Source organism: Coprothermobacter sp., from assembly GCA_013824685.1.
Taxonomy (GTDB): domain Bacteria; phylum Caldisericota; class Caldisericia; order Cryosericales; family Cryosericaceae; genus Cryosericum.
Genome location: PNOG01000012.1, coordinates 85,177 through 110,325 on the forward strand (window position 1 = coordinate 85,177; position 25,149 = coordinate 110,325).

The 25,149-nt window shown below is 56.7% G+C and carries 19 protein-coding genes and 2 tRNA genes; all 21 read left to right on the forward strand.

The genetic code is table 11. The annotated features are described in order from the left end of the window. Positions 1–281 precede the first annotated feature (281 nt). The gene (locus C0398_04625; protein ID MBA4365276.1) at positions 282–560 is read left to right on the forward strand and encodes a DNA-binding protein; all 279 of its coding nucleotides are present in this window, start codon (positions 282–284) and stop codon (positions 558–560) included. A 1-nt stretch (position 561) separates the two neighbouring features. Then, a tRNA-Pro gene (locus tag C0398_04630) sits at positions 562–639 on the forward strand. A gap of 8 nt (positions 640–647) precedes the next feature. Further along, a tRNA-Pro gene (locus C0398_04635) sits at positions 648–724 on the forward strand. A 29-nt stretch (positions 725–753) separates the two neighbouring features. Continuing rightward, on the forward strand, positions 754–1,068 hold the full coding sequence (locus tag C0398_04640; protein ID MBA4365277.1) for a hypothetical protein: 315 nt from the start codon (positions 754–756) through the stop codon (positions 1,066–1,068). A 1-nt stretch (position 1,069) separates the two neighbouring features. Continuing rightward, positions 1,070–3,124: a hypothetical protein gene (locus C0398_04645; protein MBA4365278.1), complete on the forward strand. Its 2,055-nt coding sequence runs from the start codon at positions 1,070–1,072 to the stop codon at positions 3,122–3,124. Between the two features lie 10 nt (positions 3,125–3,134). After that, entirely contained in the window at positions 3,135–3,716 is a 582-nt protein-coding gene (locus C0398_04650) for a permease (protein ID MBA4365279.1), read from the forward strand. Positions 3,717–3,728: 12 nt separating this feature from the next. Then, positions 3,729–4,307: a hypothetical protein gene (locus C0398_04655; GenBank protein ID MBA4365280.1), complete on the forward strand. Its 579-nt coding sequence runs from the start codon at positions 3,729–3,731 to the stop codon at positions 4,305–4,307. After that, positions 4,304–5,341, forward strand: coding sequence for a hypothetical protein (locus C0398_04660; protein ID MBA4365281.1), 1,038 nt, complete (start codon positions 4,304–4,306; stop codon positions 5,339–5,341). The genes C0398_04655 and C0398_04660 overlap by 4 nt, the downstream gene beginning before the upstream one ends. Then, a complete protein-coding gene (locus C0398_04665; protein ID MBA4365282.1) occupies positions 5,338–5,682 on the forward strand; it encodes a hypothetical protein in 345 nt (114 codons plus the stop codon). Before C0398_04660 ends, C0398_04665 begins: the two co-directional genes overlap by 4 nt. Continuing rightward, a complete protein-coding gene (locus C0398_04670) occupies positions 5,669–7,456 on the forward strand; it encodes a V-type ATP synthase subunit A (protein MBA4365283.1) in 1,788 nt (595 codons plus the stop codon). The genes C0398_04665 and C0398_04670 overlap by 14 nt, the downstream gene beginning before the upstream one ends. Continuing rightward, on the forward strand, positions 7,449–8,825 hold the full coding sequence (locus C0398_04675) for a V-type ATP synthase subunit B (GenBank protein MBA4365284.1): 1,377 nt from the start codon (positions 7,449–7,451) through the stop codon (positions 8,823–8,825). Before C0398_04670 ends, C0398_04675 begins: the two co-directional genes overlap by 8 nt. An 8-nt stretch (positions 8,826–8,833) precedes the next feature. Continuing rightward, on the forward strand, positions 8,834–9,454 hold the full coding sequence (locus C0398_04680; GenBank protein MBA4365285.1) for a V-type ATP synthase subunit D: 621 nt from the start codon (positions 8,834–8,836) through the stop codon (positions 9,452–9,454). Between the two features lie 14 nt (positions 9,455–9,468). Beyond that, the gene (locus tag C0398_04685; protein ID MBA4365286.1) at positions 9,469–10,011 is read left to right on the forward strand and encodes an ADP-ribose pyrophosphatase; all 543 of its coding nucleotides are present in this window, start codon (positions 9,469–9,471) and stop codon (positions 10,009–10,011) included. A gap of 3 nt (positions 10,012–10,014) precedes the next feature. Continuing rightward, positions 10,015–10,872, forward strand: coding sequence for a hypothetical protein (locus C0398_04690; GenBank protein MBA4365287.1), 858 nt, complete (start codon positions 10,015–10,017; stop codon positions 10,870–10,872). Further along, positions 10,869–11,537 carry a glycosyltransferase family 2 protein gene (locus C0398_04695; protein MBA4365288.1) on the forward strand — a complete coding sequence of 223 codons (669 nt, stop codon included), beginning with the start codon at positions 10,869–10,871 and terminating at the stop codon, positions 11,535–11,537. Before C0398_04690 ends, C0398_04695 begins: the two co-directional genes overlap by 4 nt. A 249-nt stretch (positions 11,538–11,786) precedes the next feature. Next, positions 11,787–15,974 (forward strand): hypothetical protein, encoded by a 4,188-nt coding sequence (locus tag C0398_04700; protein MBA4365289.1) that lies wholly within the window; start codon positions 11,787–11,789, stop codon positions 15,972–15,974. Positions 15,975–15,995: 21 nt separating this feature from the next. Further along, complete coding sequence (locus tag C0398_04705; protein ID MBA4365290.1) at positions 15,996–18,083, forward strand: elongation factor G; 2,088 nt, start codon at positions 15,996–15,998, stop codon at positions 18,081–18,083. Next, positions 17,998–22,005 (forward strand): DNA-directed RNA polymerase subunit beta', encoded by a 4,008-nt coding sequence (rpoC, locus tag C0398_04710; GenBank protein ID MBA4365291.1) that lies wholly within the window; start codon positions 17,998–18,000, stop codon positions 22,003–22,005. The genes C0398_04705 and rpoC overlap by 86 nt, the downstream gene beginning before the upstream one ends. Before the next feature lie 138 nt (positions 22,006–22,143). Next, the gene (locus tag C0398_04715) at positions 22,144–22,545 is read left to right on the forward strand and encodes a 30S ribosomal protein S12 (protein MBA4365292.1); all 402 of its coding nucleotides are present in this window, start codon (positions 22,144–22,146) and stop codon (positions 22,543–22,545) included. Further along, the gene (locus tag C0398_04720; protein ID MBA4365293.1) at positions 22,545–23,015 is read left to right on the forward strand and encodes a 30S ribosomal protein S7; all 471 of its coding nucleotides are present in this window, start codon (positions 22,545–22,547) and stop codon (positions 23,013–23,015) included. Before C0398_04715 ends, C0398_04720 begins: the two co-directional genes overlap by 1 nt. Positions 23,016–23,048: 33 nt before the next feature. Beyond that, the gene (gene fusA / locus C0398_04725) at positions 23,049–25,139 is read left to right on the forward strand and encodes an elongation factor G (GenBank protein MBA4365294.1); all 2,091 of its coding nucleotides are present in this window, start codon (positions 23,049–23,051) and stop codon (positions 25,137–25,139) included. Positions 25,140–25,149 lie beyond the last annotated feature (10 nt).

The following is a 25,149-nucleotide window of genomic DNA, read 5'->3' on the forward strand; positions in this document are numbered from 1 at the left end:
CCAATCCGGGTGCCTTGACGGCAACCGCATGGCGCGTGAAGCTACTGGCAGGGGGACATCTGCTTCTGAGGTACAAACCAGCCAGCGTACTGTCATTGAGGGACTCCCAACCCTCGAGGCTCTTGCAAAAATCGCTGAACTGAGTAACATTGACTTGCCTGTCGTCCATCTGCTGCACGGGATCGTCGCCGGAAGCGTCACGCCTCTGGTTGGTCTCCAGCGTCTGGTGAGCCGGGAAACGAAAAGCGAGTTCCAGCAAACGAGTTGGAAAAGGTGGTCAGGTGACAAAGTCGGATCTTGTGGTAGCGGTTGCAGCGAAGACAGGTTGTTCCAGAGCAGTTGTGGAAAACGTGCTGCACCAGGCTTTGAACACTTCCAGCAAGGAGTTGCGGGCAGGTCGTAAGGTTACCCTGACCGGTTTTGGGGTTTTCTGTGTGTCCGTGAGAAAGGCTCACTCGGGTGTGAACCCGAAAACGCGTGAAGCGGTGAACGTGCCGGAGAAGCGTGTTGTGATCTTTCGGATGAGCGGAAAGCTGAAGAAGCTGGTTGAGAACAAATAGTCGGGGCGTGGCGTAGTTTGGCTAGCGCACCAGCATGGGGTGCTGGGGGTCACAAGTTCGAATCTTGTCGCCCCGACCACTATTTGTCGGGATGTGGCTCAGCTTGGTAGAGCGCTTGGTTCGGGACTAAGAGGTCGTGGGTTCGAATCCCACCATCCCGACCAGCAATTATCCAAACCGGAGGGGTACGAATATGATCGAGGAGTTCATCCAGAGCTTGCAGCAGGCTGAGGTCGAGGCGGATGGCATCATCAAGGCTGCGCGCGAGAGAGTTCAGACTATCCGGCGCGACTCGGAGTCTGCTCTCGCTATGGTCAGGGCTTCTGCGGAGTTGATGCTGCAACGGCGACTTGACCCAATCGACCAGGAAACGAACCAGCACATGAAACTTGCCGAGGATCAGTTTTGCCTCGATCTCAAACAGCAGCTTGAGAGCCTCGAGCTCCGGGCGCATGATCGTAGACGCGTTGCCCTGGATCTGCTGCTGTCAAGACTCACCGCTCGCTAGCATGGCGATCGACAGAGTACAAGAGTTCGCTCTTGCTTTTCCGCACAACAGGGAAGACGAGGTTCTGTCTTGCCTGTACGGCGCGGGAATGGTACACCTGACTTCGTATACCCCATCGAATGATTCTCAAATCGGTGCAGCTGCCGCGTTTTCGCTGGATGTTTGTCGTCCGGAGAGGGAACAGTCGTTGAGCCATATCGCCGAGGAATTGGAGCTTGCCAGCGCGACGCTCTCGTTCTTCGCCGAAGTAAACCCCGTGACCAAGGGACTCGTTCTGAGTTTCTTCCCAGACGAAGTGTATGTCAGTGTCACTGACATGAACAAGACCGCTTCGATGGCTTCAAGCAATGGCTATACAGACATGATGCGCAGTGTGCTTGCGCTGAAGGTCCAACTGGCGGAACAGCGTCATCGCGTTGACCAGCTTCAGCAGGACAAGGCGACGATGCTGCCGTGGGCATCACTGCCGGTGGATTTCGGTGAGGTTTCTCGTTGGCAACGGATTGCGCTCATTGCAGGTACCATATCATCGTTGGACCTGGCGCGATCCTTCAAGCGCTTGTTGGACCATGGCACTGCCGTTGCAGTTGATACGGTGTCTGAGACGAAGAACATGAGCAACGTGGTCGTTGCATGCCTGCATACTCAGACGGATGACGTTCGCGCGGTGCTGGCGTCGGAGGGTTTCGTCGAGCAGGACTTGTCGTGTGCCAGCGGCACCGTGGCGTCTCTGGTCGACCGTATGACGGAAGAGCATCGTGCGGTTCGAGAGAAGATCGCCGCACTCCAGCTCGAGGTTTCCTCCTTCCTCGCCCGTAAACAGGAGATCGTTGTGTATCGCGAGTATCTCCTGAATGAACGGACACGTCTGGAGGCTTCGCACGATGTTACGCGGACAGAGCGCTGCAGCGTGGTCACCGGGTATGTTCGAGAGGTTGACGTGGATTCTCTGCAGAAGCTGTGCGCAGGTTTCGGCGGCATTGTCTGCATGACGGGGGATCCCACCGGGGGAGACAGCACTCCAGTATCCATCACCAACAGCAAATGGCTCAAGCCCGTGGAGATCCTGATCAACATGTTTGGCTATCCAGCCTACTCGACGTTCGACCCGACAGTCTTTCTGGCCATTCCGTTTTTTCTCTTCTATGGCCTCTGTCTGGGGGATGTTCTGTACGGGGCTATTCAGATAGGGATCTGCCTTTACTTTATGCGCAAGTACAAGCAGTCAACGGGTGTCCACAACTTCATGATGGTGTTCCTCTATGGCGGGGTTGCAGCAATGGTGGGGGGTGCGCTGACCGGGAGCTGGGGAGGAGACCTTATCTCGGAGACGTACCTTGGGAAGGGAAACGCAATCGCGAGGTTCGCCACCTCCCTTCGGATCATTGACCCTCTTCAGGCCGCGTTCCAGTTCCTCGTAATCGTCTGGATCATCGGCGCGTTGAACCAGTTCTATGCAGTCGGCCTGGCTATCTACAAGGCGGTGCGGAGAAGGGACTATGCTTCCATTGTCTATGATTGTGTCGGCTGGCTGCTGTTTCTCCCAGCCATCTCAGCGCTGTTGTTCATAGGGACCAAGTGGGGTATTGGATTCAGGTACGGATACCTCATCGCCTTGGCGACAGGAGCTGTGCTTCTCTTTCTTGGGGGAGCACGCCAGGGCAAAGGCGTGGGCAAGGTGTTGATGGGTCTCGTGAACCTCTACGGTATCCAGAGTTCCTATGGCGCCGGTTCGTTTCTGGGCGATGTCCTCTCGTACTCGCGCCTGCTTGCGTTGGGACTCACCACCTCGATGCTCGGGTCGGCCTTCAACATGATTGGATCTCTCGTGAAGATCCCTGTCGTTGGCGTGCTTCTGGGTGGTGTGGTGCTCTTGTTTGGACACTTGCTGAACTACTTCATGGGTACAATGGGTGCGTTCATCCATTCTGCTCGTCTCATTCTGCTCGAGTTCTTTGGACGGTTCTACGAGGGCGGAGCACCTCGGTTCCATCGTTTTGGGTTCTGGTCGGAAGTTGTCAAGATTGTCGACACATCGACTGTTCGGGAAAAATAGGAGGTACATCATGGGTATTGAAGCGTTGTGGTCAATTCTTGTCGGAGGTCTCGTAACGGCGCTCAGTGCTGTCGGGGCGGCGTTCGCCTTCAAACTCTCGAACACGCCGATGACATCGCTGAGTTCACTCTGGATATTCATGGGAGCAGCTTTTGTCATCAGTCTCGGTAGCCTTGGCTCTGCCATGGGAATTCGTATCAGTGGGTCTCAGGCGGCAGGAATACTCTCCGAGAAGCCGGAGCTTTTTGGCAAGATGTTTGTCATGATGGCTCTTCCGGGCACGCAGGGATTCTATGCTTTCGTCTATGGAATCATGATGATTGTACTATCTGGAGTTCTCAACAAGGGAGCGATCATCTCCAACGCGAAAGGTCTTGCGATGATGGCGGTCGGGATCGGTGTCGGCTCTGTCGAGTGGTTGTCCGCCATTGCTCAGGGACAGGCCGCCGCCGCCGCGGAGAGCCTCACTGCGCGTCAGCCCAGCAGTTTTGGCCAGGCCATCCTCATTCCTGCTCTGGTCGAGACCTATGCCGTCATAGCTCTGGTTTCCGGCATTCTGCTCTTGCTCTGGATCACCCAGGCAGCTTTCTAGGACGTCTTGCACATGGGAACCGAGGAACTCAGAGCTGCGGTTCTCCAGGAGGCGACTGCGGAGGCGACCGCCCTCATCGAGGCCGCCACTGTCCAGGCTTCACAACTTGTCGATAGTCAGAGGCGACAGCTGGAGGAACAGGCCAATATGCGGGTGGCGAAGCATCGCGCCATCCGGGACCGTGACATCGTGACCAAAGCTGCTGCGCTGAAGATCGAGTTGAGAAACGCCATCCTCAAGCGCAAGCAGGAACTGCTTGAAGGACTCTACCTGGAGCTCGAACAGAACGTCAGGAACGATGAGGCTCTCTATCGTGCGTATCTTAAGCGGGCTGTGGAGCAGATGGGACAAGAGCTGCCCCTCTCCATCGAGTGTCGACATCGGGATGAGTCCATCATCAGGGCATTGTTGCCCAAGCGTGAGGATGGGATGGATGTACGTATCGATGCTGTGCTCGCCGACGGCGATGGAGGTTTCATTGTCCACTTTGCCCAGGCGGAGCTTGACTTGACCCTGTCGGCAGCGTCCAGCGGCCTCCGAGAGGGCACGCTCGTTGAGGTCGCACAAGTCCTGTTTGGCGACAAGAAATGATCTCTCCGGTTGTCCCGCATCAGGCTGATTCGACCGACTATGCGTACGCCTCGGGCTCCTTTTCTGTCAGGCGAGGGTTGCTCCTTCCGGTTCAGGAGCTTCGGCGTGCATCGCTGACGGGCAAGGCCGAGTCTCTGCTGGCAGCTCTCAATCGCGGCGCCTACGCACCCATTGGGAGCGACATGTCGGCAGGTGAAGTTCTGGCGAGGGTCGAGAGCACGTGGCTGGCCTTTCTGGCACAAGCGACCCGTGATTTGCCGGAGACCTTCCTTCCATACCTGCTCGCAACCCTTGATGAGAAAGAATACGCGAAAGCCGGTCTGGCCGAAGCTCTTCTTGGTGGGGATGCCGGGGTATGCACTGATGAAACAAGCAGTGAGTACGCAGCATACTGTGCGCGCATCCAGATGGGGGGAAGTTCTCCTGGGCTGCTTGCCGAATCGGTTTTTGGAGTTTCGCTCTCAGAGGGGCTGAAAGCAGCGCAGGCAGGAGCTTCGGCTTCCGACGCCCAGACAGTGTTCGACTTCTCCTTCGAATCGACGCTGGAGGGTCTGGCAGCCATCTATGGACACCCTGCTGTTATGTCATACCTGGATGGCCTGCTGAAGCTCATGTTGGCCGGGCATGCACTGAAAATGAAGCTTCGCAGCGCATCCGGCGTTGGAGCACCTCTCGAGAGACTGTTGCCGTTTCTGAAGCCGGAGATACGTGTGTCGCTTGCGTTGATTGTGGAGCGCATCCAGGGTGTTTCGTGGGACATGCTCCAGCCGGCGGACCTTGTTCCAGAAGCGTCGGCATGGGTACTCGCCGTTGGACGGCGATACACTGCCGAGGAGCGGATGCAGATGCTTGAGGACGCCCTGGAGTCATGGCTTGTCGGACGCCCTGAAGCGACGGGATTTGAACCGTACGGAGTTGCGGTCGTCTTTGCCTTTCTGGTCGATTTCAGGCGAGAAGTCTGGTCACTACGGCGGTTTCTGAAAGCGGCAGCGTCCGGCGGGCTGCGTGTTGATGGGTCCGGAGGGGCGTTGTGAGCAAGGCGGCGGTTGTAACGACGCGCGACTCTGTCGGAGCGTTCGAAGCGTTGGGTTTTGCGGGCACTGTGGTCGAGGACGGTCTTCAGGCATCCCAGGCCGTTCAGTCGATTGTTCGTTCGGGGGGATTCGGGCTGGTCCTGCTGACGTCCGATGTGGCGGATGTGTGGTCTGGGTCGGCGGCGGCGCGCAGACTGGTTGTGCCCGTCGTGCTGGTAGTCCCAGTGACTTCATCAGCTTCAGGTGCAGCGACTGTTGCCGTGAGACGTCTTATAGAGAATGCGGTAGGCATTGACCTAGTTGGAAAATTGACGGAGGAGAAAAGCCATGACACACGGTGAGATCGTCAAGGTTGCCGGACCGCTCGTTGTCGCCAAGGCGCTGACGAACCCGCAGATGTATGAACTGGTGCGCGTCGGCGATGCGAAGCTCTTTGGTGAGATTATCGAGCTTCGAGGCGAGATGGCCAGCATCCAGGTTTATGAAGAGACAAGCGGTGTCGGGCCGGGCGAACCTGTTGTCCAGACAGGGAGCCTTCTTACTGTCGAACTCGGGCCGGGTCTCATCACTTCGATTTATGACGGAATCCAGCGGCCGCTCGACGCTATCCGTGCGCAGTATGGCGACTTCATTCCCCGTGGTGTGGCTCTTCCGGCACTGCCTCGCGACCGGAAGTGGCACTTTGTTCCATGCGTGAAGCTCGATGACGCCGTCGTCGAAGGAGACATTGTCGGATCGGTCCAGGAGACCAGGGCTGTCCTGCACCAGATCATGGTCCCCAGGGGTCTGGTGGGTCGGATCGCCTCGATAGCAGAGAACGATTTCACCGTCGAGGAACCCGTCGCAGTCCTGCGAACCGAGTCGGGCGAAGAGCGACCCATGACCATGATCCAGCGGTGGCCAGTCCGTAATGGCAGGCCCTATACGCGGCGCATGGCCCCGGACGCTCCGCTGGTGACCGGGCAGCGCGTCATTGACAGCCTGTTCCCTGTTGCCAAAGGCGGGACGGCTTGTGTTCCCGGACCTTTCGGCAGCGGCAAGACCGTTATCCAGCATCAGCTGGCAAAGTGGGCGAATGCCGACATCATTGTCTATGTTGGTTGTGGTGAGCGTGGGAACGAGATGACGGACGTCTTGCAGGAATTTCCACAGCTCAAGGACCCGAAGACCGGCGAGGTTCTCATGAATCGTACAGTCCTCATCGCCAACACATCCAACATGCCGGTCGCAGCTCGCGAGGCTTCGGTTTTCACTGGCATCACGATTGCAGAGTACTTCCGTGACATGGGCTACAGCGTCGCTCTGATGGCAGACTCCACGTCGCGGTGGGCAGAAGCCATGCGTGAGATTTCTGGACGGCTGGAAGAAATGCCCGGTGAAGAGGGCTATCCGGCTTACCTTGCATCAAGGGTGGCAGCATTCTACGAACGCGCCGGGAGATCCATGAGCCTTGGCAGCCAGCCTAGAGAAGGCAGTCTGAGTGTCATCGGGGCCGTGTCTCCTCCTGGTGGCGATTTGTCCGAACCGGTGGTTCAGGCTACCCTCAGGGCGGTCAAGGTCTTCTGGGCGCTCGATTCTCGTCTTGCATACGCACGGCATTTCCCAGCGATCGACTGGCTTCAGTCCTACTCGCTCTACAGCAACCTCCTCGAGCGCTTCTACGACAAGGAACTCGGCGAGCGCTGGAGTCAGGACATCCACGAGGTTCGAGCTCTGCTTCAGAAGGAAGCGGAGCTGCAGGAACTGGTTCGTCTCGTTGGTGTCGACGCGCTATCTGTCCCGGACCGCCTGGTCCTGGAATCGGCGAAGTCCATACGCGAGGACTTCCTGCAGCAGGGAGCTTTCACTGAGGGCGACAGCTACACGTCTCTCCGCAAGCAGTTGCGAATGCTTGACGTCATCATGTTGTGGAGCCATCTGGCGGGCAAGGCGGCGTCGGGGGGCGTACCACTTGGCGCTGTGCTCGCGATGCCGGTCAGAATCGACATCGCTCGCTCAAAGAACATTCCCGAGGCGAACCTTGCTGCCTTCGACACGCTTGAGAACTCGATAGGGAAGGGTTTTGAGGCTCTGTCGGAGATGGGCACGACTGCACGGGAGGAGTACCATGAATAGGGATTACCGAACAGTTCGCGAAATCGTGGGGCCGCTCGTCCTTCTGGATGGGGCTCAGAATGTCAAGTACGGTGAGCTCGTCGAATTGCGCACGATTTCTGGTCTGAGACATGGGCAAGTGCTCGAGGTCTCAGGCGGAACGGTCCTGATCCAGGTCTTCGAGGGTTCGTCGGGAATGGACACCGGTCAGACAGTGACTCGATTCCTTGGACACGGGCTGCAGTTCGGGGTCTCGCGTGACATCGTGGGCCGGGTGTTCAACGGACTCGGAGCACCGATCGATGGAGTTGCCCCGATTCTCCCCGAGAAAGTGCTGGACATCAATGGCGACCCCATGAATCCGTATGCGCGCGACTACCCCGACGAGTTCATACAGACGGGCATCTCTGCAATCGACGGGCTCAATACCCTTGTGCGGGGCCAGAAGCTGCCGATCTTTTCGGGCAGCGGTCTTCCTCACGCCGAGATCGCTGCACAGATTGCCAGGCAGGCTCGGGTGCTTTCCGGAACTGACGAGTTCGCCGTCGTTTTTGGCGCGATGGGCATCACATTCGAAGAAGCTGACTATTTCATATCGGATTTTCGGAAGAGTGGTGCAATCAATCAGTCGGTTCTGTTCATGAACCTGGCAAATGATCCGGTCATCGAGCGCATAGCGACTCCTCGTTTTGCACTGTCCGCCGCCGAGTACCTGGCTTTCGAACTCGGAATGCACGTTCTGGTCATCCTGTCCGACATGACCAACTACTGTGAAGCTCTGCGCGAGATCTCCGCAGCGCGGAAAGAGGTGCCGGGCAGGCGCGGCTATCCGGGATACCTCTATACGGATCTGGCTACAATCTATGAGCGAGCCGGCCGCATCAAGGACAAGAAGGGGTCGATCACGCAGCTGCCAATCCTGACGATGCCAGAAGACGACAAGACGCATCCCATTCCGGACCTCACGGGCTACATTACCGAGGGTCAGATCTTCCTGAGCAGGTCATTGCATCAGGCGGGCATCTACCCGCCGATCGATGTGCTGCCTTCGCTTTCGCGGCTGAAGGACAAGGGTATCGGCAAGGGCAAGACGCGCGAGGATCATTCTGGCCTTCTCAACGAGTTGTTCGCCGCCTACGCCCGAGGACGCGATGCCAAGGAGCTTGCAATTGTTCTCGGCGAGTCGGCGCTGACAGAGACGGACCGGACCTTCGTGAAATTCTCGGATGAGTTTGAACGTCGTTTTGTCCGGCAAGACCGCGACGAGGACCGGTCGATCGAACAGACCCTGTCCATCGGGTGGGAACTTCTTTCGATGCTGCCACTGCAGGAACTGAAGCGTGTCTCGCCAGCCATGATAGAGAAGTACATGCCGAAGCGTACGGCGTAGGCAAAGCGATGATCCTCAAGGTCAACCCGACCAGAATGGAACTTCTGCGGATGCAGAAGCGTTTTGTTCTTGCTCGGAGGGGTCACAAGCTTCTCAAGGACAAGCTCGAGGGTCTCATGAAGACGTTCATCAGGCTTGCAGAGGAGTATGGTGACTATCGGGCGCACGTTGACCACGAACTGCCGGACGCACTGGCTGGGTTCAAGGGTCAAACCGCCACGTACCCCGCGGTCGTTGTGGAGCTTCTCTCGCGGACAGTCTCTACTCGTCTGGATATTGAAGCAGGAACCAAGACCGTCATGAATGTGGCCCTGCCTGCGCTGTCCTTCTCGATCTCAGATTTCGAGTCTCCGTCATTCGCCGGACTGGAGGGAGCCGGGGTGGAAGCTTCTCTTCTGAGGCTGTACGAGTTGATCCCGTCCATCGTGAAGCTAGCTCAGATTGAGGCAAGCATACGCCTGATGGCGGAGGAAATTCAGCGAACCCGGCGGCGGGTGAATGCCCTCGAGTATGTCATGATCCCCAACCTTGAGGAGACGATTCGGTTCATTTCGTCGAAACTGGACGAGAATGAACGGGCAAACACCACGAGGCTTCTGAAAATCAAGGAGATGATCCGGTCTCATTGAAGACACGTCAGCGTATGTTCGAGGCGGTCTTGTCATGTCGACAGGCGTATCTCGGGAAGTCCATAGAGGTACTGGACAAGGTCGTCCGACTGCCGGACGACCGCGTTGCTCATCGGGATGTCGTGACATATGCGGGCGGAGCTGTCTGTGTCGTGGCATTGACGGCCGACAATCGTGTCGTCCTTGTGCGCCAATACAGACCAGCCCCCGAGATGGTCATGCTTGAGATCCCGGCTGGGCGCCGTGACGTGCGGGAACACTTTCTCACTGCCGCACGCCGGGAACTTCGTGAGGAGACCGGATATATTGCGAGCTCCTGGAAGAAGTGTATCGAATTCTGGCCCAGCCCCGGCTTCGTCGATGAACGACTGACGTTGTATGTTGCGAAGGGTCTTCGGCATGGTCCCACCGAGATGGATTCCGACGAGTTCGTCAGACCAGTACTGATGCCTGTCACCGAAGCCATTGAACGATGCCGCGACGGGCGCATGAATGATGCAAAGACACTCATCGGGTTGCTCTGGTACGCCGCGTTCGAAGGATCGGAGGGCTCCTAGGCGATGGCTTTCTGGTATGTTGTCGCCTTCCGCATCGCCGCTGTGTTGCCCGTTTGGCTCAAACGGGTCATTGCCCAGTTCATTGCGTGGGGCTACTTTGCCTTCAACGCGAGGCAGAGGCGAGGAGTCTTCGCGAACCTGAGAATCATGCGGCCCGAAGTGAGCCATCGGGAGCTGTCACGGTTGGCGTTGCGGACGTTCGAACAGGCTGGCATGAACCTGGTCGACTTCTTTGGGATACCGTCCACCAGCGATGTCCGCATCGAATCGATGATCGTGAACTTTGCAGACATGCACGTGCTACTCGACCAGCGATCCGCTGGCAGGCCGTTCTGCTTGGTTGGCGGGCATTATGGAGACTGGGAGCTGGCCGGGGCGATGTTTGGCCTTGGCGGTTACAGGACACACGCGATTGCGCTCACGCAGAACAGCCGGGTCGTCCAGCGGCTCTATGAGTTGCTCCGTGTTCGTTTTGGAGTGACGGCCCACGACGTTCGGTTTGGATTCAGGCAGCTCCTCCGACATCTACCAGAGGGCGAAGTGCCGGCCATTGTCTCCGACAGAGACTACACTGGCAGTGGCGAGGAAGTGGAGTTCTTTGGGCATCCAGTCCGCTTTCCCCGTGGGGCAGCACTGCTTTCTTTTCGCAGGAAGCTCGTCGGGATTCCTGTTTTCCTTATACGACAGCAAGACGGCAGGTTTCTGCTGGAGTTTGGCCGACCAATCAACCCGGAAGCCTCGGACGAGCGGTCCTGGGTGCGAGCCTTTGTCGTGGACTTCGTGCAACAGTACGAGGCCATTGTTGACCAGGATCCCACACAGTTTCTGAATTTCTTTGATTTCTGGAGCACCGTCATATGAGAATCGCTGTGGTTATTCCCGCGTTCAACGAAGAACACAACATCGCGGCTGTGGTGGAAGGGGTGCGTCCGTTTGTGACCGCCACCGTGGTCATCGACGATGGTTCTGCCGACAATACAGCTGGGGCCGCGCGTGCTGCGGGTGCCATCGTCCTTTGCCACGAGTCCAATGTGGGCAAGGGCGCTGCGCTCAAGACTGGATTCAGGTATCTCATCGATAGTGGTTATGATGGCGCGGTTACCATCGATGCTGACGGACAGCATGACCCTGCTGAGATCCCACTGTTCATCGCTGCGGCTGAACAAGGCTACGACATGGTCGTCGGAAATAGGATGTCGAATGTCTCGACGATGCCCTTCATCCGAAGATTCGCGAACCATGCGTCTTCATCCCTCATCAGCCTGTTCCTTGGGCAGAACGTCCGCGACAGCCAGAACGGTTTTCGCTACTACAAGCTGACTTCGGTCCTCTCTCTGCCGCTGAAGGCGAACAAGTACGACCTGGAGACCGAGGTGATCTTCAAGATGGGCAGGGCAGGGTATCGGATAGGCTGGGTGCCGACTCGGACGATCTACCGGACGGAGGCAAAGAGCAAGATCAACTCGCTCACTGACACTCTCAGGTTTGTCGGCGTGCTCGTGCGATATGGTCTGTTCAGACGGTAGGTTGACTCGTTGCGCCAGTGCGGACCGCTTTCGAGCGCACAATGTGAAGATAAGAGGGAATTGCAGCCCCTGTCCCCTGGCTGTACAGGTACTCACGAGAGATGAGAATGTGAAGAGGTGTTTGCCTGACAAGAGAGGCTGATTGACGAAGTCGACAAAATCGTGGAGAAAGCCCAGTTGACTGTCAAACAAAAGAGAGTAGACTTTTGATTTGACCGCTTTTTTCCATACCGATATGAAAGGAGAGCCATGCGCGTGGCAGGAGATATTATAGACTTTACCAAAATCAAATCAAGTTACGCGATGCCCGACCTCCTCCAGCTCCAGAAGACGTCTTATGACTGGCTTCTGGGACCAGGTCTTGCTCAGATCTTTGCGAGAGTGTTCCCCATCGACACCGCCAAATTGCGGATCGAGTATGTGAATCACGATATCGAACGGCCCGCCAAGTCGATGGAAAACTGCCGCAAGGCAGGACTGAGCTTTGAGGCGATGGTTCGCGCCAACTTCCGCCTTATCAACAAGGAAACCGGCGAGATACGGGAACAGCCACTCATCATCACGCAGATTCCCCTCATGACGCCGTTTGGAACGTTCCTCATCAATGGCGCGGAACGCGTGATCGTTTCACAACTGGTCCGCTCGCCCGGGGTCTATTTCGAGGGCGGGAAGGACAAACTGTCCGGCGCACAGATCTACATGGTGACCCTTATTCCTGACCGGGGAAACTGGATGGAAATTGAGGCCGGCAAGGATGATGTCATCTATACGCGCCTTCGGAAGAAGGCTCACAAGGTTCCCATGACTCTGGTGCTCAAGGCTCTTGGCATCGAGTCCAACGAGGAGATCGAGCGCCTTTTCACCATCGAGAAGACCGAGCGCCTATCCACCGAACAGCTTCGGTCGATGTTCGATCAGGTCGAGTATACGGCTGTCGAGCCACTTCTGGATTCCAAGGGCAAGGAGATCATCAAGGAAGGTGCTGCGATCACCAGGAAAGCAATGAGCCTTCTCGAGAATCATGGCGCGAGATCGTTCCTGGTCAGCAGCAGGCAGCCTGACCGCTGGATTGTCAAGACACTCAAGGCTGACAAGACCGCGAATCAGGAAGAGGCGGTGAAGCAGATCTTCAAGGAGATGCAGCCGAAGGAGCGCCTTACGCTCGAGGCTGCGCAGAGTCTGCTCTCGACTCTTCTGACCGACCAAGCATACAACACGTTTACGCCGATTGGCCGCTACAAGATCAATAAACGATTTGGAACGGACAGCGATTCTGCCGTTCTGACCAAAGACGACTATGTTTCCATTATTCGGCACCTGATTGATATCCGCGAGCGCAAAGCCAACTTCGATGATATCGACAGCCTGGCGAACCGTCGTATCAGGCGTGTGGGGGAATTGCTTGCCGAGGAAATCCAGGACAGCATGCTGAAGGTAGCCAAGGCGACCCGTGACAAGGTCACGATCTACTCATCAGAGCAGATGATGAACCTCCAGAATGTCCTCAACACCAAGCCGGTCATCTCTTCTATCAGGAACTTTTATGGACAGAGTCAGCTATCCCAGTTCATGGAACAGATCAATCCGTTATCAAGTCTTGCGCACAAGAGACGGCTTAGCTCTCTCGGACCAGGCGGTCTGAACAGGAAACGGGCGGGCGTGGAAGTCCGGGACATCCACTCTTCCCACTACAGCCGTATTTGCCCCATCGAGACTCCGGAGGGCGGAAACATAGGACTTATCAACAGTTTGAGTTCATACGCCAAACTCGACCAGTATGGATTCATCACAGCGCCATATGCCAAAGTCGAGAAGGGCCGCAAGGACGAGAAGAATGTTGTCTATATGGACGCCGAGGAGGAAGAGTACTATTCGATCGCTCAAGCCAATACTGCTGTTGATGAAAAGAGCCGTCTGACTTCGAAGACGGTTGTCGCCCGGCAGCGCAGCGAAGGCGGCGAAATCCTCCCGAAAGAGCTTCCCGCAGGCAAGGTCGACTACATTGACCTCTTGCCGTCGCAGATATTCGGGATTTCAGCCTCGTTGATCCCCTTCCTTGAGCATGACGATGCAAACCGCGCTCTCATGGGTTGCAACATGCAGCGACAGGCGGTGCCGCTGGTACGTCCCGATCGCGCCCGCGTTTCGACTGCCATGGAAGGCAGGGTTGTTCATGACAACGGGGACCTCGTGCTCAGCGATGTGGACGGGATCGTCTCGTATGTGGATGCCGAGCAGATCCGCATTTCGCCTCTGGCTGATGTGGCGGACCTCCAGGCCGGCAGCATTCCGGTGGACGTCATTCCCGTCATGCTCGCTTCAGATGCAAACGAGCCTGGCATTCTTGGCGAGGTCCGCATGGTGCCTATTTCCTTCGCTCCTGCCGGTGTCCCAGAGGATATTCTTAAACTGATAGGCTCGGAGATTTCGCGCGAGCAGGTCGAGGTTCTTTCGGATGCCGGGGTCGAATCGTTTCAATTCGTTCCCGCAGGCTCCATCGTTCAGAATTCGCTGACAGACCTGTTCGACGTGCAGATCAATGATGGTCTGGTCGGGAACGTGCTGGCTGAGGATGTGCTGGAAGGCAAGAACAAGGTCCACAAAGCCGGCACAAAGATCACTGAGACTTTGCTTGGCCGCCTCATCAACAACGCGAAAATCCGTTCTCTTCCGATACAGGAAGGCGATGAGACCACGTCGGTCGAACTGCAGATGCTTGCCATGACTCCCATTGGGCAGCAGGTTCTTGGCCATCGGATTCTGGGTGTGACATCGGGGCAGGACCTGAGCTCCAATATCGGCCGCACAGTCGGCGAGGAGAGTCTCCGCGACCTCTTTGCCAGGGATAAGAATGCGAGCATCCTGACGTACGATCCTGCCAAGGCAGCAGGCTATGAGCTCTTCCGAGTCAACGGATCGCTTACAGGCCAGACACTGGCTGAGGACGTTCAGCTTCGCAAGCCCAAGGTCAGGAAGCTGGCTGTTGGAAGAAAGCTGACCCGCAATGACCTGATTCTGATGGCGAAGAACGGAGTGACCCATGTTTCTGTTCCCCGGGCTCGCGTGTTCGAGCTTCAGAAGTTCAAGCGGACGAACCAGGATACGTGTATCAACCAGCACCCGGCCGTTTCCACAGGAGCAGAAGTACACGTTGGCGATCTTCTCGCAAATGGCTATGCGTCTGCAGAGGGCGAACTTGCCCTGGGCAAGAACCTCCTCGTTGCATATGTCCCGTGGCGGGGGTACAACTACCAGGACGGCGTTATCGTCAGTGAGCGTCTTGTACGCGACGATAGTCTTTCGTCCATTCACATTAAGGAGCACAAGATCGAGGTGAGGTCGACCGAGTTCGGCAAAGAGGAAATCACCCGGGACCCACCCAATGTCTCCAAGGAACTCGCGCGCCATCTTGACGAGCGCGGCGTGGTTCAGGTCGGTGCGCACGTCAAGGCTGAGGATGTTCTTGTCGGCAAGATCACGCCACGTGCTGAGCAGGAGGAATCCCCTGAGGTCAGGGTCTACTTCGCTCTGTTCCATGACAAGGCCCGTGATTACAAGAATACGTCCTACAAGGTCCCTCCCGGAGAGGACGGAGTCGTCATTGACGTTCAGGAGATCACGAAAGACAACACGAGTGATGCTCTGCCTGTCGGCGTCGAACGGATTATTAAGGTCTATGTCGCCAAGAAACGCAAGATCATCGTCGGAGACAAAGTCGCGGGACGCCATGGAAACAAGGGCGTCATAACGCGCATCCTGCCGGAGGAGGACATGCCGTTCCTGCAGGACGGAACGCCTGTCGACGTTATCCTGAGCCCGCTCGGCGTACCCTCACGCATGAACATCGGCCAGCTCCTTGAGGCCAGTCTGGGTATCGCTGCCCGAAAGTTGAACGTTCGCGCCGTAACGCCTGTGTTCAACGGCGCTAACGAGGAAGAGATCAAAGCCCTTCTTCGCAAGGCCGGACTCAACGACAGCGGCAAAGAGGACGTTCGAGATGGGGTCTATGGCAAGTACTTCGATAGCCAGGTTACCGTAGGAGAAGCATACATTCTCAAGTTGATTCACTTGGCCGAAGACAAGATGCACGCACGCTCGACTGGCCGCTACACCCTCATTACCCAGCAGCCAATCGGTGGCAAGGCACAGTTCGGCGGCCAGCGCTTCGGAGAAATGGAAGTGTGGGCCCTGGAGGCGTATGGTGCCTCGACCGTACTGCAGGAGATGCTGACGATCAAATCAGACGATCTTGAGGGCAGACGCGTGGCGTATGAACGTCTCACGAAGGGAAACAACCTCTTCGAAACGGGTTCTCCAGAGTCATTTAACGTTCTTGTGAAGGAGCTTCGCGGGCTTGGGCTGGACTTGGAGACACTGCCGAAGGCAGGGGACACCCACGCGAAGAGCACCAAGGTAGTGCTGGAAGACAACGAATAACATTCTCTAGGGGAGGAAAAGGTGAGCAGATTCAGCCCGAGTGACATAAGGAACTTCGCGCTAGTTGGACAAGGCGGCTCTGGCAAGACGATGATCACAGAACGCCTGGTTTTCCATGCCGGCGCGAGCCAGAGAGTCGGCCGTGTCGAAGATGGGACTACTGTTTCCGACTACCTGGATGAGGAAATCAAACGCCACATCAGCACAAGCATTGGCCTTTGCGAGTTTGACTACAAAGGGGTTCGCCTGAATCTGCTTGATACCCCGGGGTATGCCGATTTCATGACAGAAGCACAGGAAGCGGTCAGGGTAGCCGACGCCGCACTCCTCGCAATCAACGCCGGGGCTGGTATTGAAGTCCAGACCCCTCGTTTCTGGGGTTTGTGCGAAGCACAGCGTATTCCCGTCGCATTTGTGATCAACAAGGTTGACTTGGAGAATATCGACTTCGATGCCCGGGTTGCCGAGTTGCAGGATGCTTTCGGACACAAGGTCGCCGTACTGACGATCCCGATTGTCTCAGGTCCTGCTTTCTCTTCGTTTGTCAACGTCCTCACTGGCAAGGTCCATGCGTACACAGCCGGCAACAACGAGGCGAGTGTGTCCGATGCCATTCCCGATGCTGTCAGGTCCGACTACGAGTCGGCACGCGTTGCCCTCACGGAAGCTGTTGCGGAATCGGATGACGCTATCATGGAAAAGTACCTCGGGGGCGAAGCTCTGACTCAAGACGAGCTCGCGATGGTCTTCACGAAAGCGTTCAAGAGGCGGCAGGTCTTCCCAGTGCTTAGCGTGTCTGCCCTGAAAGGGGTCGGTTGCGACTACCTCATGGATTTTCTGTCATCCTACGCTCCGTCGCCCGTAGAGGTTTCGGTCCAGGCGACTCGCAAGGGTACGGAGGAGATGCTGGAAGTCAAGGCGGATCCGGCTGCGCGTGTAGCAGCGCTTGTGTTCAAGACGACGTCGGACCCGTTTGTCGGCAAGTTGTCGTTCATTCGCGTCTATAGCGGGAAGATCGCTCACGAAATCTATAACGGAACGAAAGATGTCTCCGAGAAAGTCGGTGGCCTCTTCCACATGATTGGGAAGAAGCAGGAACCGGCGGACGAAGGAATCGCCGGGGACATCCTCGTCATCTCGAAATTGGTACAGACTGCGACGAACGACACGATTTCGACAAAAGACATGCCTCTTGACCTGGCGCCCATCGTGTTCTCACCACCCCTTCTCATGCGTTCTCTCAAACCGAAGACGAGGGCCGACGACGACAAGCTGAGCTCCACCCTGAGCCGGCTCAAAGAAGAAGAACCTGCCGTGGTCATCGACAAGAATGCAGAGACCCATGAAACCATCCTCAGCGGTTTGGGTGAAGCCCATCTTCAGGTTATCGTGGAACGTCTTCAGAAGAAATTCGGCGTGAACATCGATCTGGAAGTGCCCCGGGTACCATACCGCGAGACGATCAAGAGCAAGGCGCGCGTGGAGGGAAAGCACAAGAAGCAGACTGGCGGTCACGGCCAATTCGGTCATTGCTGGATTGAGATGGAACCAAACAATCGCGGTGGTGGCTGGGTCTTCGAGAACAAGGTGTTCGGAGGAGCAATCCCGAAACAGTACATCCCCGCCATTGAGAAGGGCATGCTGGAGACCATGAACAAGGGCCAGTTGGCCGGATATCCCGCTGTGGACATCAAGGTTACGGTTGTTGATGGGTCCTACCATCCGGTCGATTCGTCGGAAATGGCGTTCAAGTTGGCTGGATCGTTGGCGTTCAAGAAGGGATTCGAACAGTGCAATCCTATTCTGCTGGAGCCGATCGTTGCGCTCGAAACCATTGTCGACGAGAAGTATATGGGTGACGTCATGGGTGACCTTACGAGCAAGCGTGGCAAGATCTCAGGCATGGAGAACGTACAGGGCAAGCAGATCATCAAGGCGTCTGTCCCGCTTGCAGAGATGTTGAACTACGGTATCGACCTGGGATCTATTACCCAGGGAACCGGTACATACTCGATGAAGGTCAATCACTACGAGGAAGTGCCCGAGCGTATTGCTGAGAAGATCATCGCCGACGCGAAGGCCACCATGGTCGCTGAGGAAGAAGAGTAGTTCGAAGGGAGGAAGATTGAGAAACAACAAGATCGAGGCTCTGTCCCTCCACTTGGCTTCACCGGAGGAAATACGCAGCTGGTCACACGGAGAGGTTGCCGAAGCTGAGACGCTTGACTATCGGAGTGGCAAACCGAAGCCTCATGGACTATTCTGCGAGATCATCTTCGGGCCGACCAAGAGTTTTCAGTGCCGTTGCGGCAAGCTCAAGGGAAAAAGCTTCGAGGGGCAGGTCTGTGACAAGTGCCACGTCGAAGTAGCTGACTCGAACGTCCGCCGTGAGCGCATGGGGCACATCGAGCTTCACGCTCCGGTCGCACATATCTGGTACTTCCGCAACGCCGTCAACTATATTGCCCTCCTCCTCGAAATGCCCAGCAAGGCTGTCGAGAAGGTCGTCTATTTCGGCAGCTGGCTTGTCCTGGACCCAGGCAATGCCGAGGGCCTGGTGCGCAAGCTGCTCCTCCCGGATGAGGACTACCGCGACCGCCGTCTCAAGGGCGAGAAGTTCGTCGCCAAGAAGGGCGCCGAGGCGTTCCTCGAACTCCTGAAGGACCTCGACCTGTACAAGATGCGGGACAACCTCCTCGTCCGGATCAAGGGCAAGTCTCGTCAGGACCGCGCAAAGGCAGTCAAGCAGCTGGATGTGGTCACGGCTCTCATCAACAATAGCCGGAAGCCTACGGACATGATCATGACCCGCATCCCGGTGATCCCGCCGGACCTTCGGCCGCTCGTTCAGCTGGAGGGTGGCCGGTTTGCGTCCGACGACCTTAACGAGCTGTACCGTCGGGTTATCAACCGCAACAACCGCCTGGGGAAGATGCTTGACGAGAGCGCCCCCGAGATCCTGCTGCAGAACGAGAAACGGATGCTTCAGGATGCCGTGGACGCTCTGCTGGACAACAGCAAGCGTCAGTATCCCGTTGTCAATGCGAACGGCCGCCCCCTGCGCTCCCTCAGCGACAAGCTGAAGGGAAAGGAAGGGCGATTCCGTCAGAACCTTCTGGGTAAGCGTGTCGACTATTCCGGTCGTGCCGTCATTGTCTCGGGACCGCAGCTCAAGATCAGTCAGTGCGGCGTTCCCAAGGAAATGGCGCTCGAACTGTTCAAGCCGCATGTCATCTACCGGCTCATGCGCGAAGGCGTCGTCGGCAGTATGAAGGTTGCCAAGGACATCGTCGAGAAGCCCACACCGGAAGTGTGGAGTATCCTCGAGAAGGTCGTCAAGGGCAACGTCGTGCTGCTGAACCGTGCGCCGACCCTTCACCGTCTGTCGATCCAGGCTTTTGAACCCGTCCTCATCGACGAGAAGGCCATCCAGATATCGCCTCTCGTGTGCACTCCGTTCAACGCCGACTTCGACGGAGACCAGATGGCCATCCATCTTCCGCTGAGTCTTGCAGCTCAGGCCGAAGCCCGCCTGCTGATGCTTTCGTCCTACAACATCTTCTCACCTGCAAGCGGCAACCCTATGGCGGGTCCCGTTCAGGACATGGTGCTCGGCGCCTACTATCTCACCTATGAGATCAAGGACAAGATGAAGGCGATGAAGTGGAATTCCACTCCTGCTTACAGCGAACAGGACGTCCTCTACCTCTTCGAGTCTGGGAAGTTGCGCGTCCATGACCCGATCCTTGTTCGCCTTGGTGGCGTGAAGATCCGTACGACTGCAGGTCGGGTTGTGTTCAACGATGAACTCCGGGCAACTATCTTCGAGGGCGAGGCCAAGTATCGTGACTTCCCCTTCCAGAACAAGACGATGCCCAAGAAGGAGATTGAGGCGATGATCCTGGACTTTTCGCGCCAGTTTGGCGTGTCCAAGACCTGTGTTCTTCTCGACAACATCAAGGCACTTGGATTCAAGTATGCGACCGATTCGGGCATATCCATTGGACTGTCGGACATGGAAGTGCCGCCGGAACGGCAGCACATCCTCGACGATGCCGACAGGTCCGTCCGCGACATCAACGAGTTCTACGACAATGGTCTTCTGTCTTACAACGACCGCTATCTGAAGGTGGTGAAGGTCTGGCAGGACAAGGGCGAAGAGATCGAACGGGCGGTATTCCGCAACCTTACCGAAGAGAACTCTGTGCGTATCATGGCTGACTCAGGTGCTCGTGGAAGCAAGAAGCAGATCGTGCAGATGACCGGCATCCGAGGCTTGATGTCGGACCCCTCGGGAAAGATCATCGAGTTCCCCATCAAGTCCAATCTCCGTGAGGGTCTGTCTGTGCTCGAGTACTTCCTATCGACACACGGTACCCGCAAGGGACAGGCGGACACGGCACTGAAGACATCTGACTCGGGCTACCTGACGCGTCGCCTTGTTGATGTTGCGCACGAACTGGTGGTCCGCGAAGAAGACTGCACACACTCTCAGGCCCGTGAGATCAAGATTGGCAATCTGGTGGTATCTTCCCTTTCGGAGGAGCTGGCGGGCAAGATTGCCGACGAACAGGTCATCAATCCTCTGACCGGGGAGACCATCATCCAGCCCGGCGAGGAGATTTCGTGGGAACAGGCAAAACGCCTGGAGGCCCTGGGCCTCAAGTTCCTGAAGATCCAGCGGTATGTCGGTGGCTTGACTGTTCAGCCTGTCGTCGACGGTGGTGCCGTCATCGTCGGTCTCCGCGAACAGATTGCCGGCCGGTACGCAGCCGATGATATCGTGCTTCGCGCATCGACGATTAAGGTAAACCCTGTCTGGTCGAAGACAACGCTCGAACGTATCCTCGACCGACCCGTTGCGACCGACATCGTGTCTGCTGAGGGAAAGAAGACGCTTGCAGAGAAGGGAGACACGCTTACTGAGAAGGTGCTTGCGGCAACGAAACGCGCCGGCATCACGTCTGTCGAGGTGGTCGTGGACGAAGATATTGTTCTGGTTCCCAAGGACGGCCTCATTCGTGACGAAGCAGCGATTGCTATCGAGCAGTTTGGTATCACCAGCGTGCGCCTTCGTTCTGCCATTACGTGCCAAAGTGAGAACGGTGTCTGTGCCATGTGCTACGGCCGCGACCTGTCCACCGGCAATGATGTCCAGGTCGGGGAGGCGGTCGGTGTCATCGCGGCTCAGTCCATCGGTGAACCCGGTACGCAGCTCACCCTCCGCACGTTCCACACAGGAGGCATCGCGGTCGTCGATATCACGACCGGTCTGCCTCGCGTCGAGGAGATCTTCGAAGGACGTACCCCGAAGGGGCAGGCGGTCGTCTCGACGGTGGATGGTGTCTTCCACGTCGTCGATGTCAAGGAGAAGAATCTCGAGGAGAGGAAGCAGATTGTTGTCACGCCCAAAACGGGTGGCGAAGCCAAGTTCAAAGTCTTGCCGATGACCAGGTTCCGCGTGAAGGATGGAGCGCACGTTCGAGTAGGGGACCAGCTTACTGAGGGCTCCATCGACCCCAAGGGTCTCCTTGAGCTGGTGGGCGTCGAGGAGACGGCCCGCTACCTGGTTCAGGAAGTCCAGAAGGTCTACCGTTCTCAGGGTGTCGATATCAACGTCAAGCACGTGGAGATGATCATTCGCCAGATGTTGAAGAAAGTGAAGGTTGTCGACCCGGGCGATACCACGTTCTTCACCGACCAGATCGTGAGCAAGCACGAACTCCTGTTACAGAACCGGAAGGTCCGTGCGCAGGGTGGCAAGCCCGCGTCGTTCGACCTCGTGCTTCAGGGTATCACAAAATCCTCGCTCGAAACGGATAGTTTCCTGTCCGCTGCGTCATTTCAGGAGACGCCAAGAGTGCTTGCTGACGCAGCTATCAAGGGCAAGATCGACCGGCTCACCGGCCTCAAGGAAGCAGTCATCGTAGGCAAGTCGATTCCTGCTGGTACATCGTCTCCAGAGCTCATGTTTGAGAAGCGCAAGACCGATGCAGAACGTGTGCGGGAGACTCGCGGGAATCAGATTTAGGGCACATGCGGCCAGAGAGTCGAGCGAGTGACGTCCAGGCCGCGCGGGTGTGATTTTTCAAGGGGGCGAGAGCTTGACACTTGCCCCCTATTGCATATCATTTAGAGATGTGTATTTACGTCCTTAGGAGGAAACTGTATGGCGACATTTAACCAGCTGGTGCGGTCCCCCCGCGTTCAGCCGAAGTTCAAGACAAAGACTCCGGCTCTCAAGGGTTGCCCACAGAAGAGGGGTGTCTGCACCCAGGTCAAGACCGCGACACCGAAGAAGCCTAACTCCGCATTGCGCAAGATTGCCAGAGTTCGTCTGACAAACGGCATGGAGGTCACGGCTTACATCGGCGGCATCGGTCATAATCTCCAGGAGCACTCGATGGTGCTGATTCGTGGCGGCAGGGTCAAGGATTTGCCTGGCGTGCGCTATCACATCATTCGTGGAACACTGGATACCGCAGGCGTGGCCAATCGCATGAAGGCACGTTCGAAGTACGGAGCCAAGCGAGCCAAGAAGGGCGCCGCAGCAAAGAAAGGTGGCAAGTAATGCCCAGGAAGAAGCGGCAGTTCCGCAAGCCAGCTCAGGCTGATCCCATCTACAACAGCGAGCTGTTGAACCACTTCATCAACAAGATCCTCAAGAAGGGCAAGAAGGTCAAGGCGCAGGGTATTGTGTATGGAGCCATCAAGCTCATCGACGGGAAGGGCGCAAAGCCTGGCATCGAAGTCTTCCAGCAGGCTGTTGAGAAATGCCGGCCCCTGGTTGAGGTGAAGCCCCGCCGAGTCGGTGGAGCCACACTTCAGGTACCTGTCGAGGTTGACTCACGCCGTGGTATCAACCTGAGCATGGAATGGATCGTCGATGCCGCGAAGAAACGCGCTGGCAAGTCGATGATCGAGAAAATAGCATATGAGATGATTGACGCGGTATCTGAGACGGGCTCCGCCTTCAAGAAGAAGTCGGATGTCCACAGGATGGCAGAGGCAAACAAGTCTTACTCTCACTATCGCTGGTAGAGTCGGAACGCTGTCGAAGGGTAGTGGCACTGCATGCTTAATCAGAACGATCTGACCAACATACGAAACATCGGTATTATTGCTCACATCGATGCCGGGAAGACGACGACCTCGGAACGAATTCTCTACTACACCGGGTCGACGTACAAGCTTGGCAATGTCGATGATGGCAATACGACCACTGATTTCCTTCCCCAGGAGCGTGAGCGGGGCATTACGATTCAGTCTGCTGTTGTCACAGCTTTCTGGAAGGGATTCAAGATCAACATCATTGATACGCCCGGCCACGTGGACTTCACGGCAGAAGTGGAACGCGCTCTCAGAGTGCTTGATGGGGGTGTCATCATCCTGTCTAGCGTCGAAGGTGTACAGGCCCAGTCGGAAACCGTGTGGCGTCAGGCGGATAAGTACCATGTTCCGCGCATCGTCTACATCAACAAGTACGACCGTGTTGGTGCAGATTTTGGGAAAACAGTTGCGGCAATTCGCGAGAAACTTGGAGCACGGCCTGCCTTGGTGCAGCTGCCGGTCGGAAAGGAAGATACGTTTGTAGGAATCCTCGACGTGATGGAAGCCAGGAAGTACCTGCTTACTGACCCCACCGGCGAAACCTACGAAACCGTCGAACTGGACGAAGGTGAGGCTGCTCAGGTTGCTGAAGCTCGCGAGCAGCTCATCGAGGCAGTAGCCGAAGTGGACGACGAAGCTTTGGAGGAGTATGTCGCTACCGGCACGATGGAGTGGGATCATGTCAGGCCTGCCCTTCGTCGGGCAACAATTGCGAATCTCATAGTCCCAGTGTTCGTCGGGTCATCATTTCGCAACAAGGGCATTCAGCTCTTGCTGGATGGTATTGTGGACTATCTCCCTTCGCCCCTGGATGTGAAGCCGGCTGTCGGCAAGATTCCAGGGATTGACGAGAAGGTAGACGTCATGAGCGACGTGAGCGGTCCTCTGGTGGCTCTGGTCTTCAAGATCGTGTCCGATCCCTATGTTGGTATTCTGTCCTATGTACGTGTCTACTCAGGGGTCATGAGGAGCAGCTCATACGTCGTGAATGCGAACAAAGGTGACAAGCAGCGGGTCAGCAGGCTTCTTCGGATGCATGCCAACAAGCGTGAGGATGTTGAGGAACTTGGAGCCGGAGATCTCGGGGCTATCGTTGGCTCGAGAGACGTCATCACCGGCACGACCCTGTGCGACGAAGAGAAGCTCATTCAGTTGGAAACCATGCATTTCCCCGAGCCGGTGGTTTCGGTTGCGGTTGAGCCAAAGACCAAGGCTGATCAGCAGAAACTTGCCGCGTCACTGGCCAAGTTCGCGATCGAGGATCCTACGTTCCTCATCAAGACGGACGAGGAGACTTCCGAGACAATTATCTCGGGAATGGGTGAACTCCACCTGGAGATTATCATTGATCGTCTGTTGCGGGAATACGGGGTGAACGCCGCTGTTGGCGAACCGCAGGTCGCATACCGCGAGGCAATCGGCCGCGAAGTCGTCCAGCAGGGCAGGTACATCAAGCAGACCGGTGGACACGGCCAGTATGGCGACGTCGTCCTGAGAATCACTCCGGGCGAGCGTGGTACGGGAATCGTGTTTGTGAACAAGACCGTCGGTGGTTCGGTGCCAAAACAGTTTGTCTCGTCTGTCGAAGCCGGCGTTCGTGAAGCAGTCACCTCGGGGCCTATCCTTGGATTCCCGCTTGTCGACGTGACAGTCGCGCTTACGGATGGATCGTATCATCCAGTCGACTCATCGGAAATGGCTTTCAAGATCGCTGCTTCCAAGGCGCTGCGCGAAGGTTGCACAAAGGCGTCTCCGTTCCTTCTTGAACCTATCATGAAACTCGAGATTGTCGTCCCGAAGGAGAATATCGGCGACGTCATCGGTAGCGTGACAGCAAGAAGGGGTACCATCCAGCAGATTCAAGATCGTGGGCACCTGCAGGTGGTCGAGTCATCGGCACCCCTGGCGGCCATGTTTGGGTATACGACGATTCTGCGTTCCCTGACGCAGGGCCGTGGTTCGTTCTCAATGGAGTTCTCGCATTATCAGAAAGTTTCAGAGGACGTGAGGGAACAAGTCGTCACTAAGTTTGAGGGTTCGTCGAGTAAGGCGTAATCAGACACGG